Source organism: Hyella patelloides LEGE 07179 (assembly GCF_900659865.1).
Taxonomy (GTDB): domain Bacteria; phylum Cyanobacteriota; class Cyanobacteriia; order Cyanobacteriales; family Xenococcaceae; genus Hyella; species Hyella patelloides.
In genome coordinates this window covers 1-20,402 of sequence record NZ_LR213881.1, presented here as the reverse complement: position 1 = coordinate 20,402, position 20,402 = coordinate 1, and the positions used below count along the sequence as shown (strand labels likewise).

Annotated in this window: 15 protein-coding genes; 8 read left to right on the top strand and 7 right to left on the bottom strand. The window is 37.9% G+C overall.

Annotated features, from left to right (window positions below; translation table 11 throughout):
• A partial coding sequence (locus tag H1P_RS17830; RefSeq protein WP_144869821.1) for a protein kinase domain-containing protein occupies positions 1 to 2,046 on the bottom strand: 2,046 nt, incomplete at its 3' end.
• 224 nt (positions 2,047 to 2,270) lie between these two features.
• Between H1P_RS17830 and H1P_RS17825 the strand changes: the two genes are divergently transcribed.
• The 4 genes from H1P_RS17825 to H1P_RS17810 all read left to right on the top strand — a co-directional run bounded on the left by H1P_RS17825 (position 2,271) and on the right by H1P_RS17810 (position 5,093).
• Positions 2,271 to 2,474: a hypothetical protein gene (locus tag H1P_RS17825; RefSeq protein WP_144869819.1), complete on the top strand. Its 204-nt coding sequence runs from the start codon at positions 2,271 to 2,273 to the stop codon at positions 2,472 to 2,474.
• A gap of 462 nt (positions 2,475 to 2,936) precedes the next feature.
• Complete coding sequence (locus H1P_RS17820; protein WP_144869817.1) at positions 2,937 to 3,692, top strand: HEAT repeat domain-containing protein; 756 nt, start codon at positions 2,937 to 2,939, stop codon at positions 3,690 to 3,692.
• Positions 3,693 to 3,697: 5 nt separating this feature from the next.
• The gene (locus H1P_RS17815) at positions 3,698 to 4,306 is read left to right on the top strand and encodes a flavin prenyltransferase UbiX (protein WP_144869815.1); all 609 of its coding nucleotides are present in this window, start codon (positions 3,698 to 3,700) and stop codon (positions 4,304 to 4,306) included.
• 142 nt (positions 4,307 to 4,448) lie between these two features.
• Complete coding sequence (locus H1P_RS17810; protein ID WP_144869813.1) at positions 4,449 to 5,093, top strand: LapA family protein; 645 nt, start codon at positions 4,449 to 4,451, stop codon at positions 5,091 to 5,093.
• Positions 5,094 to 5,109: 16 nt separating this feature from the next.
• Here H1P_RS17810 and H1P_RS17805 read toward each other — a convergent pair whose 3' ends face one another.
• Both H1P_RS17805 and H1P_RS17800 read right to left on the bottom strand, forming a co-directional pair.
• Positions 5,110 to 5,313 (bottom strand): hypothetical protein, encoded by a 204-nt coding sequence (locus tag H1P_RS17805; RefSeq protein WP_144869811.1) that lies wholly within the window; start codon positions 5,311 to 5,313, stop codon positions 5,110 to 5,112.
• Between the two features lie 1,072 nt (positions 5,314 to 6,385).
• Complete coding sequence (locus H1P_RS17800) at positions 6,386 to 8,806, bottom strand: ATP-binding cassette domain-containing protein (protein ID WP_144869809.1); 2,421 nt, start codon at positions 8,804 to 8,806, stop codon at positions 6,386 to 6,388.
• A 123-nt stretch (positions 8,807 to 8,929) separates the two neighbouring features.
• On the opposite strand from H1P_RS17800, the gene H1P_RS17795 reads away from it, so the two are divergent.
• The gene (locus tag H1P_RS17795) at positions 8,930 to 10,897 is read left to right on the top strand and encodes a hypothetical protein (protein ID WP_144869807.1); all 1,968 of its coding nucleotides are present in this window, start codon (positions 8,930 to 8,932) and stop codon (positions 10,895 to 10,897) included.
• Positions 10,898 to 10,960: 63 nt separating this feature from the next.
• Here the strand turns inward: H1P_RS17795 and H1P_RS17790 are convergent, their stop codons facing one another.
• Together H1P_RS17790 and cobS are read right to left on the bottom strand one after the other, a co-directional pair.
• The gene (locus H1P_RS17790; protein ID WP_144869805.1) at positions 10,961 to 11,698 is read right to left on the bottom strand and encodes an SDR family oxidoreductase; all 738 of its coding nucleotides are present in this window, start codon (positions 11,696 to 11,698) and stop codon (positions 10,961 to 10,963) included.
• Positions 11,699 to 11,862: 164 nt separating this feature from the next.
• Entirely contained in the window at positions 11,863 to 12,615 is a 753-nt protein-coding gene (gene cobS / locus H1P_RS17785) for an adenosylcobinamide-GDP ribazoletransferase (RefSeq protein WP_144869803.1), read from the bottom strand.
• Between the two features lie 221 nt (positions 12,616 to 12,836).
• Between cobS and H1P_RS17780 the strand changes: the two genes are divergently transcribed.
• Together H1P_RS17780 and tgt are read left to right on the top strand one after the other, a co-directional pair.
• On the top strand, positions 12,837 to 13,283 hold the full coding sequence (locus H1P_RS17780; RefSeq protein WP_144869801.1) for a hypothetical protein: 447 nt from the start codon (positions 12,837 to 12,839) through the stop codon (positions 13,281 to 13,283).
• Between the two features lie 77 nt (positions 13,284 to 13,360).
• Positions 13,361 to 14,467: a tRNA guanosine(34) transglycosylase Tgt gene (tgt, locus tag H1P_RS17775; RefSeq protein WP_144869799.1), complete on the top strand. Its 1,107-nt coding sequence runs from the start codon at positions 13,361 to 13,363 to the stop codon at positions 14,465 to 14,467.
• A gap of 127 nt (positions 14,468 to 14,594) precedes the next feature.
• Here tgt and H1P_RS17770 read toward each other — a convergent pair whose 3' ends face one another.
• Entirely contained in the window at positions 14,595 to 16,100 is a 1,506-nt protein-coding gene (locus H1P_RS17770; RefSeq protein WP_144869797.1) for a hypothetical protein, read from the bottom strand.
• A gap of 1,115 nt (positions 16,101 to 17,215) precedes the next feature.
• On the opposite strand from H1P_RS17770, the gene leuS reads away from it, so the two are divergent.
• On the top strand, positions 17,216 to 19,789 hold the full coding sequence (gene leuS / locus H1P_RS17765) for a leucine--tRNA ligase (protein WP_144869795.1): 2,574 nt from the start codon (positions 17,216 to 17,218) through the stop codon (positions 19,787 to 19,789).
• Between the two features lie 76 nt (positions 19,790 to 19,865).
• Here the strand turns inward: leuS and H1P_RS17760 are convergent, their stop codons facing one another.
• Entirely contained in the window at positions 19,866 to 20,294 is a 429-nt protein-coding gene (locus H1P_RS17760) for a hypothetical protein (protein ID WP_144869793.1), read from the bottom strand.
• Positions 20,295 to 20,402 lie beyond the last annotated feature (108 nt).

Here is a 20,402-nt window from a genome sequence, read left to right as displayed (position 1 = left end):
GTTATCTAGAGCCAATCCCTGACAATTCCATAATTGATAGCTCTGATAATGTCTTAGTGCTTCTTGACAGGTGGCTAAGGCATCTTCATACTGATTCAACCGATTTAATGCTTTAGCTTTTTGCAACCAAACCTGCTCAAAGTTTTGGACTTGTCTTCTAGTTTTAGGCAGTTTTCTTAATCCTTCATTATAATACTCAATTGCTTCTTGATATTGTTGTTTTTCTAGCCTTAAATCTCCGTTATAAAATTCTAAAATTGCTGCTCTTTGCGCCCATTGAGCTAAAAAGAAAGCTGATATTCCCAAGAAAATAGCTAATACAATGAGATACTTGTACCAAGAAGTTGCTTGTGTTTTTCTTTTAAGACTTCTAACCGCTTTTAAAACCTGGTTTGCAGAACTGTAACGCTTTTTGCGTTCTAAACGAACCATTTTATTGATGATTTTCGTCAAACCAGGAGTGACTTGAGCATTTTGCTCCCACAATATTTCCCCTGTTTGACTACTGATATTAAGCTTCTGCGGAGGAATTCCCGTTAAACAGTGGATTGCGGTCATTCCCAAGGCATAAATATCGCTGGAAAAAGTAATTCTTCCTGCTATTTGTTCGGGAGGAACATAACCCAAGTTAGTATTAAAACAATTATTGGCAAAATAATTAAGATCGCCAAAATCTTGCAAAATTACGTTGCCATTACTTCTTCTTTTGAGCAGGCTTAAAGGCTGAATATTTCCGTGAATAATTTTATGTTTGTGGCAAGATGCTAAGGCTGTTGAAACATCAATTAATAGGTCGATTACCTCTTCTTCTGGCAATATAGATTTACGACTAATTAACTGCGAAATACTATGTCCTTCTGTATATTCTTGAAGTAAGCAAATTGATTCTTCTTCAATAAAACAGTTTAATATTTTTAGCGTTTGTTGTTTTTCATTAATTTTATTTAGTCTGGTAATTTCTGCTTCTAAATCTTGTTTTATTTTTTCTAAGGTAATTGGTTTATCGACTTTTGGGCTAAGTGTTTTGATATAAAATAAGGGAGAACCTGGTTGTTTGGTATGCTTAACTAGATAATTATCAACCCGCTTTTCTCCACCCAAATAATTAAGAATTAAGTAACAATTATTAATTGTTCTTCCTACTTTTAACAGTGGAGTCAGATCTTCTAAAACTTCTACTGCGGATTGATAACGCTCCGCAGTTTTTGGCGCAATCATGCGCTGGATAATTTTGGCTAATTCTCGGCTAATAGTAGTTTTGTCATACCAAGAAACCATCTCATTAGTTTCAATTTCTTCCCAATCTATTGGCGACCGCCCAGTTAAGCCATAAATTGCGGTTTTTCCCAAAGCATAAATGTCGCTACTGTAGAGAGGTTTACCGCTGGTTTGCTCTGGAGGCATATAGCCAGGCGTTCCAATTACCTGGGTTTGTATAGTTTGTTGGGGAGACTCAAAAATTGCAGTACCAATCTCTTTTACAGCACCAAAATCAATCAAAATAATTTTACCGTCGTGTCTGCGTCGAATCAGATTAGTCGGCTTAATATCGCGATGAATTACTCCTTTGCGATGAACAAAACTTAGAACATTGAGAATATCACACAAAAACCGCACTATTTGAGCTTCATTAAGTAATCCTTTTTGTACCTCGCGATCGAATTCTTCTCCTTCAATAAATTCTAAAATGAGGTAGAATTGGCTTTTTTCGTCAAAATGATCGATTAATTCAGGTATTTGATTGTGTTTCCCCAGCCATTGCAATACCATACCTTCGGTATCTAACCTTTCTCTGGCGTTTTCCCAAATTGCAGGACTATTAAACCGAGGTTGTAATTGCTTGATAACACATTTTCTTTGTGTCGAGTCTTTAATTATTGCCAAATAAGTGGTAGCAAAGCCTCCACTACCCAACTCTTGAATAATTTGGTATTTTTTGCCAATGACATCTCCCACACTAAGTACCTTGTAGCCATACTTAGTTTTAGAAGTGGGATATGAATTCCCTGTTGCAGAAATTGGGATGGTGTAATCTGGGTCTGACATATTTCTCTTGATGCCATTCTATTGATGCCATTTTGGTAAATTCTAGCGGAGATTCCACAAAATATATACTAATAAAAGCTAGTATTTTCAATTTTGAGCGATCAAATCAAAAGAGTTTTTCACTCAATATCTGTTAGAGAAGGCTGTTGATAAATTTTGTAAATCTTAACCTATCGGTGTTACTTTAATAACTGATTACAAAAAACGATCGATCCTCCAGCATAATGACTTTTTTCCGCCAATACATTATTCCTTTCCTTATTTTAGCAATGTTTTTGTTAGCTCTTACAGCAGTTAGCTCTAGAGCATTTCTCCCTTCTGATATGGCAGCACCCGCACCCGTTACTGGAAATGAAGAAATCAGCTTTCTTGGCATTCAAGTTTTTAGTAATCATCGCGTGAGCATTGGTCAAATAAACTGTGGTTGAGCATATCATAGGCTTAAAGATTCGGCAGCCTGGAGTGGACAAATCGAGATGTGAACATAGTTTTAAGTAAGCCATAAGCTAAGCTACTGGTTATGGAATTGTTTTCCGAATCTCGTAGCGATCGCCAATTATCCAGCAATATTTAACTCAGAATAACTTTTTTCAGGTCAAAAAAGCATCTTAACAAGAGACAATATGTATTTAGCTCTCAAAGCTTACTGTTGTCTTTGGGTCACAGTGAAGGACAGGATGTTGAAGTAAGCTCACCTGGGTGAATGTATTCCCAAGGGGCTGTATGGGCAGCGTGAGGGATGCGCTTTGTACCCTGTGCTTGTATAGGGGCTACGAAGCGTTGTTCTTCATCGGAAAAGGTCGTCACCAGTGCCTAAGGAAACCCTTTTATGCAAGTTAAATTTCATAGTAGTTTGAGAAATAAACCAAGATAAGATAAATTCAATTGTTATGCACAGCGATGAATCAAATTTATTAGAAACAGAAAATCAAACCAGTAGTCCTCTAGATTTTATCGATCCGATAAGAAACAAGTCGGAAATTCCGGAGGTCAATCCCGAACAAATGCTGAGTCTTTTGTCTCATCCTGAAGCCTCTCAGCGTATGTTAGCAGCTAGGGCTTTTTGTGAATTGCAAGACCAACGAGCTATTCCTCGTTTAATTGAATTACTGGAGGATAATTGTCCTTTAGTGAGGGTAAGCTGCACCTACGCTTTAGGTAGAAATCATAGCTCTAAGTCCGTAGAACCTTTAATTAAGTTATTAAATGAAGACTGGAATGGTTATGTCCGCAAAGGAGTTGTTTGGGCATTAGGCAATAGTGGCGATCGCAGTGCAGTACAGCCTCTAATTCATGCTCTCAAAACAGATATTTCTGCGGTGCGTCTTTGGGCTGCTAGTGGTTTGGCACAGGTAGCGATTTTAGCCTACGAAGATATTATTGCTGCAATTCCGCCACTTATGATCGGCTTGAGAAGAGACAAAATGGCTGCTGTGAGGAGTAATTGTGCTTGGTCAATTGGTCAATTATGTCGCGAGTTACCCTCGAATGTAGTTTATGCTACGGCGATCGATGCCCTAATTGAAGCTCTTGTTGAAGATGAAGATCTTGGGGTTAAAGAAGATGCCAAGTCTGCCATTCTCAAAGTAGGCGATCCCCGTGGACTCCGCACCATCGAAGAATTGGAAATGGAAGGGTTAATTTAAACAGAATGAAACAACCCTTAATTTTAGGAGTTAGCGGAGCATCGGGTTTAATTTACGCAGTACGAGCAATCAAATTTTTGTTAGAGGCTGATTATACTATTGAGTTGGTCGCTTCTCGTGCTGCTCAAATGGTTTGGCAAGCAGAACAAAATATTAAAATGCCTGCCGAACCAGATTTACAAGAACAATTTTGGCGAGAACAAGCAGGAGTGTCAGCTAGTGGCACTCTTAATTGTCACCGTTGGGGAGATGTGGGGGCGAATATAGCCAGTGGCTCTTTTCGGATTTCAGGTATGGTAATTATTCCCTGTAGCATGAGTACTGTGGCAAAAGTTGCTACAGGTTTAAGTTCAGATTTACTAGAAAGAGCAGCCGATGTTCAAATTAAAGAAGGTCGTCATCTGATTGTAGTGCCACGAGAAACCCCTTTTAGCTTGATTCACTTGCGAAACTTGACTACTCTGGCTGAGGCAGGGGTTAAAATTGTCCCTGCGATTCCTGCTTGGTATCACAATCCTCAAACTGTAGAAGATTTAGTCGATTTTGTCGTGGCTCGCGCTTTGGATCAAATTAATATAGATTGCATTCCTCTATCGCGTTGGGAAGGACATTAGCTTAGGAGTCAGGAGTTAAAGCGGTTACAAGGTAAGAGGAATAGTTAATTAAGTGAGAAAGAGCAACCAAGCACCAACCATTAACTTGAGAAACTATTGGGTTGGTCTACAATATTCGTAAATGCGATGGGACTAATAAACTATGAATCGTTTTAAGCTAATTTCTTTGGCGATCATTTTAACTGTGGTTGGTATCTTATTGGGTCAAAATAGAGAATTACTTTCTCTCAAGTTGTTTTGCTCTGGTATTGCGAATCAAAGTTGTCTTTATCGCACACCCCCTCTACCCTTAGCAGTTTGGATTGGCTTATTTGCGATCGCAGGAATGGTTTCCAGTCTGTTATGGCAATTTTTTAATCGACTGGCAACTCCTACTCAGAAAGCTTCAAAATCTGAAAATAATCGTTTTGCCAAGAAAAAAGTTCGTAACCCTCAAGCAGAATATGTCCGCCCTAAAGTTACGGTCAACTCCAGCAGTGCATCCGCTTCTGACTGGGAAGAGCCTGGAAGTGAAGACTGGGAAACAGGTAAAACACCACAGGTAAGCAAAAATGATGTCAAGGTCAGTTCCCCAAATGAGGGGGTACAACGTGAACCTCAAGATCGTAGTAGTAGTGATTCGGTCTACTCTTATAAATTCCGAGAGGCTAAAGAAAAAAGTGGTGAGGATTTAAGCAGTGGCAAAAGAGAAAATGTTGATGATGTTTACGATGCTACCTATCGTACAGTGGGGAATCCCCAGCCAGGGAAGTCCAATGTTAACGAGGAAGATGAAGAATGGATTTAATCAGAATCTGTAATTTTTAGTAACTGCTACTAGAAACTAAAATTTCTCTGGATTCTTGTTTTACTCTACCTACCATTGCTGCTTGCTGAAGTTGGATAAATGCTTCTAAATCTTCTAGCTCGTACTTGCTTTTGAGCATCATACGTAACTCTTCTTCTGCTTTGAGAGTTAAATATCCTGTTTTAATTGCTTGTTTTACTACTTCACGTATAAGTGTCACTGTCTCAATTTCTCCTTCACTAAGTTTTAACCAACGCTCACGTGCTGTCTCCGCCGTGAAATAAAGGAGACAGCACGTGACTTTCTTTCAAACAATTAAATTTTCCTTCAGTGAGATTACTGAAATATTTTTTGGTAGATGACTTCTCTGGAAAAGGAATTTATTCCTTTATATTTCTTGGCTCGCGCTTTATAGAATCTTAATAAAAAACGAGTCCAGTTTTTGTAACCTAGATGACCTTTTCAGTGTTTATACTGACATTGTGAGACTTTTTTCCACAAGCTTAATTGTACTTCTTTTGATTGTGACAACTCTCTTCTACCCAAAAACCGTAACTATAGTTCATAACTAAACTCAAAAACTAGTTTTATAGTATAAAATATTACATTGTCTCTTGAGGAAGATCGCGAGTAATTTTAAAGAGCGGAAAAAAGTCATAGATTATACCAAATCCTGTTTGTGTAAGATTAATTCTCGTGCTTCCAAATAATGAAAGCTCTAGACTACTTACTATTTACCCAAATGTTAACTTAATTATGCGTTGGGTGTTTACGATCCATCTGTCTTCGGCGTGGGGACTCCCTTTTTACCTGAAAGGTTAGCGTCCGAGGAAACGCCGTCCTCCAATTATATTTACAAAAAAGATTTATCTAGTAATACATCTAAACGTGAGAGAATATTTATATTACTTCACGTGAGAGTCAATTCTACTGGCAAGCTGAAAAGCCTCTGCGGACGATGGTAGATAGCACCGAGAACCAGCAAAATAAAGATAGATGGTTGTACAGATGAATTGCGTTCTGTACGTAAAATCTTTAGCGCAGCCTACAAGTAAGCCGAAGTCTAGTAATAGATAACGGTCTAGGGTTGCCTTGACAGTGCCAGGTTGCTACGAAATCGAGTAAGTTGCTTGTGTTTTTGACTTGTCGGAACATCAGTTTTACAGAAAGTAGTAGGTTTAGCAGAAAGAAATGCCTCCGAGCCTTGAGATTTCAGTCTTTGGAATCTCCCGTTAAACCGTCAAAACGGTTAACGGCGAGAGGATGTCAATAAACACTATCAGCGAAGCTCACTAAAAAATATCTTTACGCTTTTGAACGATTAGAGTAACAATCAAATAAGCCAGAGTATGAGCTAGCAGAATTCCCCAATTGAGAGCTAAATTATCCCAGGTAGCACTATAGACATCACTGGGTTCAAAGATTTTTTCCAGATTTGGCACAGAAGGAGCCATCGCATTGACATCCGCGATCGCACTGTAAGCTCCTACAGACCAACGACTTAGCATCAACCAAGATAGTTTGCTCGACCAGCCTTCGAGATGGAATAGTACTCCCGATAAAATAATTTGGGGAATCATTACCAGTGGTAAAAGACTATTTCCTTTATTGGCATTGTCAACCCAAGCTGAAATCATCAAACTTAAGCTAGTACTGGCAACGAGGGTTAAAAAGGTAGTAATCGCAAAACCCAAAGACCAAGGTATTAAATCTGATTCTGGGGATTTAAACACCAAAATTACCGCGATCGCCATTAACAAAGTTTGTCCCAGAGCAATCCAAGCACGAATGAAGAGCTTAGAGCCGATATAAGGAATTAAACCCAGATTTAATAGTCTTTCCCGAAAATAAATCGCTGATTCTTTAGCAATTTCTTGAATTGAGTTAGAAAGCCCGATCCAGATCGCAATGCAGCTAAAGATAAATAAGAGACGTAAAGCTAGAGAGGCTTGGGTTACATCGGGATTTTCCACCAAAGCTAAAGGGTCTTCATCTCCCAAAGAAAGAGCGGTTAAGACCATCGTAATTGGGCCAGAAATTAAAGCAATAATTAAGCTGGAGAAATCGCGGTTAACTAGCTTCCAATAGCGTTGAGACAGTAAAGCTAATTGTTTAAAAGGAGATATTCCTGTTTTGACGGTGGTATCAGTGCTTTGTTGGTCTTGTTTTCCTGGGCTAAGAGTACTTCTAATATAAGAAGTGTATTGAGGAGAATTGCGGTAGCGGTTTGACCAAATATCTACTTGATGGCTAATCTCTTCGGTGGTTGTGCCTTGATTTAATTCGATATAGATATCGGCAAAATATTTAAAATCCGTTTCTGGCATTCTAAAGAAACTTAATGCCTCCCTAGGAGGGCCAAAATAACAGAGATTACCTCCTAAACCGAGAAAGGCAATGCGATCGCAAACTTCAATGTTTCCTGTGGCGTGGGTTACTAAAATAATTGTCCGACCTCGATCTGCTTGTTCCCTGAGAAGCTGCATCATCTCTTTATCTAAGCCTGGATCGAGTCCTGAAGTGGGTTCATCTAAAAAGAATAATTTGGGGTCTGCTAAGAGTTCGACACCAATACTGACTCGTTTGCGCTGTCCACCACTAAGATTACTGACTAGGGTATGTCGTACATGAGATAGCTTAATCTGTTCTAGGGTATTAATGACTTCTTTTTGAATATCTGTATCTGGCGGTAGCCTTAGTTTACAGGCATAGGTAAGTACTTCTTCTACAGTCAGCTTGCGGTGAATAATATCATCTTGAGGCACATAACCCAATTGAGAACGGTACATTGCCCAGTTTTGCCGTAAATCATCTCCATTAAGATAAACTACCCCAGAAGATAAAGGAGCAATTCTCAGGAGAGATTTCATCAGAGTGGATTTTCCTGCACCACTACCCCCTACTAAAGCAACTAATTGTCCTGGTTCGATAACTAAAGATAAGTTATTAAGAATTGTTTTTTCTTTATTTTGTTTATCTCTAACCCGCAAACATAATTTGTGAGCATCAAGACGAATGTTATTAGCAGAGTTATTTAGCTCTAGAGCTTTTCCTGTATAAATAATGCTGTAGGGGCCAATCTGAATCGCATCATCTCGATTAAGTTGGTGACGCTTCTCTACTCTTTTACCATTGACGAAAGTGCCATTAGTACTGTTGTCTTGTAAGATGTGACCGCCCTTGTTATCGGGGTAAATAGTAGCGTGCAAACGAGATACTGTAGGGGCATCCAACTGCATTGAAGAGTAATTGCTAGGATGAGGGGAGCGTCCTAATTCTACAGGCCAATGTTGTAAACCACTTAGATCGAGACGACGTTTGCTGGGAGTAGCAAAAGAACGACTTTTTTGATTGACGTAGGTAAGAGTAATTTGATAGTGGGGATCTTGACCAATGTATAGTTGTGCGCCATTTTTGAGAAGATATCCTTGAGTTAAATTGATGCGACTATGGTCGATAAAGATACCATTTCCACTCGGCTTTTTGCGATCGCCATCATAAATACGATAGTCTTCTCCTTCTTTTTGAATCACTGCTTGTCGGCGAGAAATGACATTCCAATTATTAGGTACAGCTGTATTTGACCAGCTAGGATCCCTTCCCAGACAATGAATCTTTTGCGTAAGTTCAAATCGAGTAATTTTTCCCTGATTATTTAGCTCGATGAAGGGGTTAGTACTGACAACAGTTTGTTCAGAAAAACTATGAGTCATTAGTTTTTAAGATGAAGGATGCATGGGACTAAACACAATTGATTGTAATTATGCCAGGCAATGGAGTGTTTTTGTAGTAAAGCTCTTATTTTATTAAGAAATTAGCAGATTGACTGAAAAATAATGCTTAATAGTAAATTTTTGTCCAACAATTGTATTCGCAATTTTTTTAGCATCACATTAGTTGTTGGCTGTCAGATCGCCTTACCTTGTATAGCTCAAGATTTAGAATCAGAAAAACTGTGGCAACAAAAATCGCAACTGGTAATCGATCATTTAGCTGATAATTATGTGATTCCTCGAAGTGGCGATCTTGGTAAGTATGTAATGCCTGGTTTAATTGCTTATCGCTGGCGATATCCTGACAATGATTGGCAAGCCAAACAAAAACAACAATTACAGTTATTAGCTAACAAAAAACCAGAAGATTTTTATACTAATAGTGAGGCTTTCAATTCTCCTGGGATGACTCGTTTGTTGTATTTGTATCCCCAAGATAAATTGTTACAGCAAGTAGAGCAACAATATTTCAACTATTTATTTCCTCCTGTGGATCGAGTAGAAAAGTATAATTTTTGGTCATCGGGTGGTACAGAGAATTTTGTTAATATGTTACGTACCAGTGGTTATTTGTTAGCACAAAAAGCTACCCCTCTCAAGTTACCTAAAGTTCAAAAAAGATTAACCACAAAAGAGAAATGGCTGCGCCAAAAAGCTCGCAAAACTTATCAACGAGGTGTAGCTGAATGGGATTCTAGTTCGTATACGGTTTTTAATTTAATTGGTTGGTTAAATGTTTATGATTTTGCCGAAAATGAAGAAATTAAAGCCATTGCCAAAGCAGTTTTAGATTACTATGCAAGTGCGGTCGCTCTTAAATATACTCATGGTGTTTATGGCGGTGCCGAGCAAAGAGGAGGCAGTGCTATTAGCAGTTTTAATAGTTATACAGACTATTTAGGTTGGTTTTGGTTTAGTGAATATATACCCTCAGAAGATTCTTTCTTTGATTGGCCTCAATATATTCAATTAATTCATCCTGCAACCAGCAGTTATCGACCCCCCCAAGAGGCGATCGCACTGGCGAGAAAGCAACAGCCAACCAGCAGTTTTTATCAAAATGCTAAGGCACAATATAACTTAGCTAAATTAGAAATACCTGAAGTATTTTATATTGGTAAAACTTACACTTTAGGCACGGCTTTGGTCAATGTAGGAGAACAGGTTGTTAATTGGAAATTGGTTAGCTATCCTACAACACCTGAACAAGCTTTGGTTGTCACAGGAAGTAACTCTTTTGGCAAAAATAACTCTAAAAATGGCATGGGTAAAACTATTTTTGATCGCTATTTACAGCATCATAATATATTAGTGCAAATGAGTTATGTTCCTGAAGAAGTAACATCGCAGCTAAAAAAACAGCAGTTTCGTCAATTTATTGTTAATGTAATTAATAATATACCCTGTGGTAATACTTGCAGGCACTTATTAAGAAGTAAAGTAAATAAATCTATTTTACCTATAACTTACCCGATCGCCAAACAGAATAATAAATATTATGTTACTAACTATCTTTCTTTCCCTGAAAATACCAAAATAATTAATCGTCAAGGCACATATTTTGTACAGCTAAACGAGACTTATCTTGCCATAGCCCCTTTTCCTCCACAACCTAATTTAAAACCTCAAGTTAAAGAAAAAAATAACAGAGTTTATTTAGAGTCAACTGCACCTTTAGACACATTAACTGGTTTCGTAGTAGAGGTTGGTAACAAGTTAGAACATCAAAGCTTTTCTGAGTTTCAAAATTTGGTAAGCCACAAAACACAGCTAGACTTAAAACAACTTGATTGGGAAAAAATAAGATATCGTACTATTGATAATCAACAACTTTTAATTGATTATGAAAAATCTCAGCTTCAAGCAACTTTAAAAGTCAATAGCGAACCAGTTACCTTTCAACATCCTTATTTATATCAAGGAAAAAATCTACAATTAAAAAACCGAATTTTAACATTGAAAAGCGCAGAATCGGTTTATCAAGTAAATTTTCAAAATGAAGTCCCAATCTTTAAGCGCACTGAGAAATAATACGATGTACTAACTGTTATTTTCTCCAACTTCCCAGTCAACCTAAATGGCTAAAAGCTGTTCTTAAAGTTCTTGTTTAGTGGGACGAATAATTATTTCGTTAACGTCTACATCCCCTGGTTGCTCAATGGCATAGGTAATAGCACGAGCGATCGCATCTGCTTCAATAGCCACAGAGTACATTTGATTAACCCCTTTAGCTGTCTCATCATGAGAGATCGTATTGGTTAACTCAGTATCTATCACACCAGGAGAAATATTGGTTGAGCGAATTTCGCCATTAGATTCTAATCTGATTCCCTCAGACAGTGCTTTGACGGCAAACTTGGTAGCGCAGTAAACCGCTCCTGCAGGAAATACCTTGTGTCCCGCTACTGAAGAAAGATTAATTATATGACCAGATTTTTGCTGCTGCATGATGGGCATTACCGCAGCAATACCGTACAGTACTCCTTTGATATTGACATCTACCATTTTTTCCCATTCATCTACTTTGGTTTCTGCCAAAGGTGACAGGGGCATTAAACCCGCATTGTTAATCAAAACATCAATACGTTCGTAAGCTTGATGGGTTGCCTTAGCTAAAGCTTCTACAGCAGAGCGATTGGTGACATCCGTAACTTGATATTTCGCTGTACCGCCATTTTTTTCGATGTCTGCGACTAATTCTTGGAGGCGATCTTCTCGTCTAGCAGCCAACATTAATTTTGCGCCATTTTTCGCTAACCGAAGGGCAGTAGCTTCACCCAGACCACTACTTGCTCCTGTAACGATGACTACTTTATTTTTAATCTCAGACATAATTATTTTTATTTTATGGTTAAGTCAACGATAGAAATCCTAGCAATTTTATAGTAGACGATTGTCTTAGTACAAGCGAACATAACAATTTGAATGGCAATCCCCAATCTAACTAGAGGCAGATTTCCTGAAATTTTGTGCGAATATTGCTTTTTACTGAAAACCTAAAATCTACTCAACCACAACAGAATAAAAACCTCACTCCACTCCACAACTGCACCATAGGTATCTCCAGTATGACCTTGCAGTTGCCGATAAAAATAGTATCCAGGAATAAGAGCGATCGCCAAACAACCACTAATAATAATTAACATATTCCACCAAGAAAAAGCTATTAAAAATAACAAAAGAATACTACTACTTAAAATAAACGCTGAACCCCAAAAAATATCAGTAACAATTTGTATATTTTCTTTATGAAAAGCTCCCTTTCCTGTTTCTCTAACATAGGGATATAGAGCGATCGCCATTAATTGTCCCCATCTTCCCCAACCAGCAGCAAGTATCAAAAATAACCAGTTATATTGTGCTGTCTCCGTAAGAGCCACAGCTTTCAGCAAGATAATAACTACTGCTACCATAGCCCCAAAAGCCCCTGTAGCACTGTCTTTCATTACTTCTAGCCTTCTTTCTGGATTTGTAACGGCTAAACCATCGGCTGTATCCATTGCGCCGTCTAGATGTAAGCCTCCTGTTACCCCTAGCCAAAGAGCAGTAACAACTGCACTACGGGTCAAAGGAGAAAATCCCCAATATTGCAGTAATAAGTCAGATAATCCCAATAATCCGCCAATTAACAACCCGACTAAACTTGCCCAACGAGCAATTCTCGTCCAAGCACTAGTCCAACCAAGAGGCAAAGGCAAGACTGTATAAAAAATAACAGCACTGCAAAAAGATGAACTTAGCTGTTTCATTATTCAGTAAATTTTATAGAATGTGGAGAAAATAAATTACTTTATAGTTAAAGGTAATTTTCTAAACAAAATCGAGTTTGCTACAACTTCGTCAAAATTTCATAGATTACTAAAGAAATCTTGGGCTAATATTGTTTCATAGGCTACTTTTATTTGGTAACCAATATTTTTCACAACAAATTTATATATTATCCCCCCTAGTATCCTAAGCCTTACTTATTATGAATCAACATCAGAGAAACAAAGCTATTCCTGCTCCTTGCATTATCGATCAAGGAATTATCGTCAATAAAGAAGACATTAAACGTTTATTGAGCGATTTGGGTCATGTTCGCTACATTCACACCATTGATCGCCAAACTCATAGTGAAGGCAAAGGTTGGGTAATGGAAATTTTCAACGACCCCCAACAATCAACTTTGGTAGCTAATAATAATTTGTATCTCAATGTTCAAAGTTTTGATTGTTTACAACTCAGTACATCAGCAGAAAACGAAACTTGTTTTGATTTAATTCAAGAAAATCGCCAGTTACGCCTAATTCCCATTGCTAAAGTTTCTCCAGATAGAGGTTTCACCAAAAATATTGATGCCGAGACTATAGAAGCCATGATGACAGAAGTGTTATCTGCTCGCTTTGACATTCAATTTGATGATGAAGAATTCTAAAACATTTATCATTTAGCATTGATCGTAGATCATTTATCAATCTACGGTAGATAGTGTTCAATGATCGATGTTAAATAGTGGCATTTTCTTATTATATTCAAGCCAACTGTAGCCATACTAAGGCGCGAGCTGGAATTTTTACAACTCCTCACGGCACAGTAGAAACACCTCGTTTTATGCCAGTGGGAACTTTAGCTACAGTTAAGGGTATTACCCCAAGACAACTTAAAGATGCTGCTGCACAAATGATCTTGGCTAATACTTATCACCTCCATCTTCAGCCAGGAGAAGATATTGTCGAATCAGCAGGAGGCTTGCACAAGTTTATGGCTTGGGAACAACCAATTCTCACAGATTCAGGAGGTTTTCAAGTTTTTAGTCTTAGCGAATTACGCAAAATTAGTGAAGAAGGAGTAACATTTCGCTCTCCCCGTGATGGTCGTATTATTAATATGACTCCAGAGCATTCAATTAAAATTCAAAATGCTTTGGGTGCAGATGTCATCATGGCGTTTGATGAATGTCCTCCCGCCGATGCTAGTAAAGCAGAAGTCGCAGCAGCTACAGAAAGAACTTATCGCTGGCTCAAAAGATGTATTTCCGCCCATCAAAAACCCGAAAAACAAGCTCTTTTTGGTATTGTGCAAGGAGGAATCTATTTAGATTTGCGATCGCAATCTGTGGCAGATTTGGTTGCTTTAGACCTTCCTGGGTATGCTATTGGTGGAGTTAGCGTCGGCGAGAAGCCCGAATTAATCAACGCCACAGTTCAGCATACAGCACCGTTATTGCCCGCCGATAAACCCCGCTATTTAATGGGTGTCGGTACATATCGAGAAATGGTACAGGCGATCGCATCAGGTGTCGATCTCTTTGATTGTGTAATTCCTACCCGTTTTGGTCGTCATGGTACAGCTTTGGTAAATGGGGAAAGAATCAATATTAAAAATGCTCAATATAAGAGAGATTACAAGCCTTTAGATGAAACTTGTCCCTGCTATGCTTGTCAAAACTTTTCTCGATCTTATCTCAATCATTTGGTCAAGTCGCGGGAGATGTTGGGCTATATTTTATTGTCTCTTCATAACATCACCGAACTAATCCGTTTTACGCAAAAAATTCGCACTGCGATCTTGAAAGATAATTTTATGGTTGAGTTTGGCAACTGGTTATCAAAATCTTGAATAAACTTCTGGCAAAAATTACTTAAAAATCAAGTTAGAGAGTAATTTGTCCTAAAACAAAGAAAAACAAGGAAATTTTTGTTCCTTGTTCCTTTCTCATTTCAATTTGCTCTTTTGTGCAGTTTACCTAGCCTAAATTTTTAACCTTGTCTTGCTGAATTAAACCAAAAGTCTTTACTATCTGGTCAATATGCATCTTTGCTCTCACAAGGCAATAAACAAATATAGCAGCAGTATGCCAGTTAAATAGCAGAGAAATATTTGATTCAGCAATGCTTATACTAACTATGAACAAGACAAATAGTAGAAAGCGTAAAAACTTCTCTTGTAATTTTGGCCAATTCGCTTTGATTCCACCAGTATACCGATAAACTATGTAGCTGATGCTACGAGCCAATACTTGAGCCAATAATAAACTAATACCAGCAATATTAGTTCCCATGACTACTAAATACCCGTAGTACCTACAAACTTGTAGAACAAAGTAAAACCAAATTCTTGTTTGTTTGTTGAGGTAATTGTAAACCCAGAAACACAATCTCGATAATAATAAGAAACCAGTCCAAGCAGCAAAAGGAATCAATGATAAAAAGGCAACTTTCTCAGCATTATTAATCAAATAGCTACCGTCAAAAATCGTCACCAAACCACTTCCTACAACAAAGAATACACCAGCAACCCCTAGTGATAATGCCCAAATCCAAGGTTGCCACCAATTCATCGTTACCAAGGATTTGTGATAAGTATCTGACAATACAGGATTACTCTCGTATTTTTCTGCCACTAAATCGTTTTCATAGTAACCAAACTCGTAAATACACCAAAAAGAAATAAGTAGCAATGAAATACCCAGTCCATGCAGAAACGGTTGCGGACTCAACCAACTAAAAGTAAGTAATATTAGCGGTAAATCATCAAGCAAGATAGCTTTTTTAATGTATTCTTCCCCCACCCTCTTTACTTTATGGATGTACATCATGGGGAAATAGACATCACTCATTGGCAAATTATACTGTGCTTTATTCCACAATATCAATAAAGGTTTAGCTACCTGTTTTAACAAAGGAAGATCGTCTAAAGAGTCTGTAATTAAAATCGAAGCAGCTATTTGAGAATCGTTTAGAGATTCTTTTACCATTAATAATTTGCCTTGGTGACGATCTGTTAATCCTTGCCAAAAACGACAACCAATTAATTGATTGTAATTAACAGGCATATTTTTTAGTATAGGATTGATAATAAATTTAAAGCCTAAAGTCGCTACGATAACATTAGCACTTATATTTTGATTTAACTCTTTAGTTAGTTCATAATTGCTATATTTTATTGCCATGTTACGAGCATTTTTTTGCCACAAAAATAAGTTCCATGGCATGAGTATTGTTGCTATAAATACTAAAAACCAGTCTCTTGATTTGGCATCTTCATGAAACTTGTTAAACAATTTCCATGGCTTAAGAAATGATATTACCTTGGTAAGTATTGAGCCAACCAAACGCGGTTGCAAACTATTGAGATACTCTGATGTAGAATTGCGTAAAAACAGAGTTTCATCAAAATCAACTATGATAGGCGTATCTTGTGATGCTTCTCTAATTGAAGTAACAGCCTCATTTTGAGAAAATGAAGTCAAATTCAATTCTCTTGTATTGAACATTTTTTAAATTGCTATTTTTATCGTTTGATTGCTGATACAGAATATGAGATTTTAAACTTTAACTAATAGTACAGTAAAAAATATACTTAACGAAAGATATATTGATAGAATTTAAATTACTTTTGTGATGTTAGTATTGTCATGAAACAAACAATTATATTCATAACCTAGTTTTTTTCTGACTCTTTTTCCTGATTGTATCTATAAGATATAATATATACGTCGTAATGCTGAAGTCAATAAAGGTCAATAAAGATTCAGTGAAGTAAAGCCATAATTAGTATTAAGAATTAGTAAAAATTATCAAACGAGTAAATATAATTACGGTCAACTGTAGGTAAATGTTCTCAAAACTGAGGATTGAGGAGTTGGAAATTAACGGTGGGATGCCAAGAGTTAGAAGCATGAAAACTACTTGAAAATTCTGGTCTTGATAAGACGAAAGATAGTTACTTTTGATTCTATTAAGTTGCATAAGCTAACGCGCTAGCTTCGCTGTTCGCAAATGTAAATTACCATAATAAGCAAAGTCCTACTTTGGTCATGGAAACAAGGTTACTGTGTTGATGAAAAATTAACGAGCAGACCAAGCGCACATTAAGATTGGGAATTTTGGCAGAAGACACAAGCTCCGCCCTTAGCCCAAAAAATACTCCAGCCTCTTTTCTTACTTGAGTTGCAGTACATATAAAAAGCATGGCACTCACAAATGATGATTTTAACCAACGGTTACGTGCTGTCTTAGGAGTGGCTGTCTCTTAAATCGCATTCTGTGAGTTTACATTGTCCTCGAATGGGGATAGACTCCCCGTTCGTTTTATTTATCCTTATTATCCCGCCCTGACGGCAAGCCTTTGAGATGGGGGGACGAATGGGGATGGCGAAGTCCCGTCCCATCTTCTTCCCCAACTAAACGGGACTTATACCCATTGCATTGGGGTATAAATGGCATAATATCAAGCGGGATCGAGATAATCTGTGACCTCAAAATAATATTTTGCTGTCAAGACGGGTCAAAGCTTAAACTACAATAGAAGCTCGATCCAAATCAAGCAAAATCTAGTTTCTCTTTAGTAGGAGTACATTTAGTCGTGGAGTCCCGATATAACGCAACAGCTATTGAGCAAAAATGGCAACAAACCTGGGCAGAATCAGGTGTAGATCGCACTGTAGAGTCTCAAGATAAACCTAAGTTTTATGCTCTTTCGATGTTTCCCTATCCATCAGGTAACCTACACATGGGACACGTCCGCAACTATGTAATTACCGATGTCATTGCTCGCCTCAAAAAAATGCAAGGTTATCGTGTCTTACACCCGATGGGATGGGATGCTTTTGGTTTACCCGCCGAAAATGCAGCAATCGCCCGTAAGATTCCTCCTGCAAAGTGGACGTATCAAAATGTGGCACAGATGCGCGATCAACTCAAGCAATTAGGTCTTTCTCTTGATTGGGAGCGAGAAGTTACCACTTGTTCGGCGGACTATTATAAGTGGACACAGTGGTTGTTTTTACAGTTTTTCCAAGCAGGATTGGCATATCAAAAAGAAGCTGCGGTTAATTGGGATCCTGTAGACCAAACAGTACTTGCTAACGAACAGGTAGATAGTGAGGGTTATTCTTGGCGTAGTGGCGCGAAAGTTGAGCGCAAGTTACTTACTCAGTGGTTTTTAAAAATTACGGACTATGCAGAGCAGTTATTACAAGATTTAGACCAGTTAACAGGTTGGCCAGAAAGAGTCAAAACCATGCAAGCTAACTGGATTGGTAAATCTGTTGGTGCTTATTTAGAATTTCCTATTGTGGGAATGGATGAAAAGGTAGCTGTATTTACTACTCGTCCTGATACGGTTTACGGTGTCACTTATGTGGTGCTTGCACCAGAACATCCTTTAACTCCTCAAGTAACTACATCGGAACAAAAATCAGCAGTAGAGAAATTTATTGAAGAAGTCGCCAACGAAAGCGAAATCGATAGAACAGCCGAAGATAAACCCAAGCGAGGTATTCTTACAGGTGGAAAAGCAATTAATCCTTTTAATGGTGAAGAAATACCCATCTTAATTGCTGATTACGTTCTTTATGAGTATGGTACTGGTGCAGTAATGGGAGTACCAGCCCACGATGTTAGGGATTTCAAATTTGCCAACGAAAACAATTTACCAATTAGAACGGTTATTGTTCCTGAAAACAGTGTAGGGAAGTTTCATGAAACGTCCCTACAGGAAGCCTATACCGACCCTGGTGTAATGGTTAATTCTGGTGATTTTGATGGTACACCCTCAACAGAAGGTAAAACCAAAATCATCCAATATGCAGAAGAGAAAGGTTACGGTAAAGCCAGAATACAATATCGCCTCCGAGATTGGTTAATTTCCCGCCAGAGATATTGGGGTTGTCCGATTCCCGTGATTCATTGTCCTAGTTGTGGTCAAGTACCAGTACCCGATACCGATTTACCTATTAAATTACCAGAAAATATTGAGTTCACTGGTAAAGGTGCTTCTCCTTTGGCTCAAATAGAAGATTGGGTTAATGTAGCTTGTCCTAGTTGTGGTGAACCTGCAAAGCGGGAAACAGACACGATGGATACTTTTATTGATTCTTCTTGGTACTTTCTTCGTTATACCGATGCCAACAATCCCGAACAGGTATTTACTAAAGAAAAAGTAAATGATTGGATGCCAGTAGATCAATATGTTGGTGGTATTGAACACGCGATTTTACACTTACTTTATTCTCGTTTCTTTACTAAAGTGTTACACGACAGAGGTTTACTCAACTTTAATGAACCTTTTAAACGTTTGTTGACTCAAGGGATGGTGCAGGGTTTGACCTACATGAATCCTAACAAGGATAGCAAGGATAAATGGATTCCTTTCTCTGCTGTCGATCCATCTAATCCCATCGATCCAGATACAGGTGAAACATTAAAACTATGCTACGCTACGATGTCTAAATCAAAGGGCAATGGTGTAGCACCTGAAGATGTTATTAATAAATATGGTGCAGACACCGCTAGGATGTTCATTTTATTTAAAGCACCTCCTGAAAAAGATTTAGAATGGGATGCAGCCGATGTAGAGGGACAGTTTCGTTTTCTGAACCGAGTTTGGACACAAGTAACAGACTACGATGCTAGTAAAATAGCAAATGCAAATGAATCTTTAAGTAAAGCAGAGAAAGATTTACGCCGAGCTATCCACACAGCTATTAAAGAAGTTTCTGAAGATTTAGAAGGGGATTATCAGTTTAATACCGCAGTTTCTGAGTTAATGAAGCTTAGTAATGCGATTAAAGATGCTAAATGTGTGGATTCTCCCGTTTATCAAGAAGGGGTTGAAACTTTAATTTTATTACTCGCGCCTTTTGCTCCTCATGTAGCAGAAGAATTGTGGCACAATTTGGGTAATAGAGAATCTGTTCATTTACAGAGTTTCCCTGAAGTCGATTCTAGTGCTTTAGTAGTAGACGAGATTACTTTAGTTATTCAAATTATGGGTAAAACTCGCGGTAAAATTCAAGTCCCCGCAAACTGTGATAAAGCAACTCTGGAAAAGTTAGCAACAGAATCGGAAGTAGCGCAACGTTACATAGAAGGGAAAGAAATCCGCAAGGTAATTGTTGTACCGAACAAATTGGTTAATTTTGTTGTAGCTAAATAAGCTGTAGGGTGAGGCGATGCCCCGCCCTACCTTACCTATAATGAATTGTCCCTACAAGAGCTTTAGATAGCATCAATTAGGAAGATTTGAGATTAATAATTGATTTAATCTTTTGGTATGCACCAAGTACTTTAGCATCTAGCTGTTGTAATTTTGTTATTCTTTCTTGGCGATCGCTTGTACCATTAGACTGCTGTGTCACTAAATTATGTAGTTCAGTTTTACGAGATTCAATATCGTTATTAATTCGCCTCACTAATTCTCGCTGATAGTTATCAAAACAGGTAGCTACTGTGTCTTGAATTGCTTCTTTTTGCTCTTGGGCAATTTTTGGCAAATATTTACGAAACTCGTAATTAATAAATTTGAGAAAATCTTGGCGTGCTACACCAAGGGACTTGCGCGTAAATAAGTTACCAGATAATCTGATAAATATGAAGCAATAATAACTAGAAAAAGGCGATCGCTGACTGGTGATGCTAACAGAAAAAATCAAATCAACCATTAAAGATGCTGCTCTCAAGCTAACTGGTTCTAAGAAAAGAGGGTTTATGGCACAAGTAACCAAAGATTATTTGAATAGTTCACCCCGTAAAGCAGAAACGCAACTAGG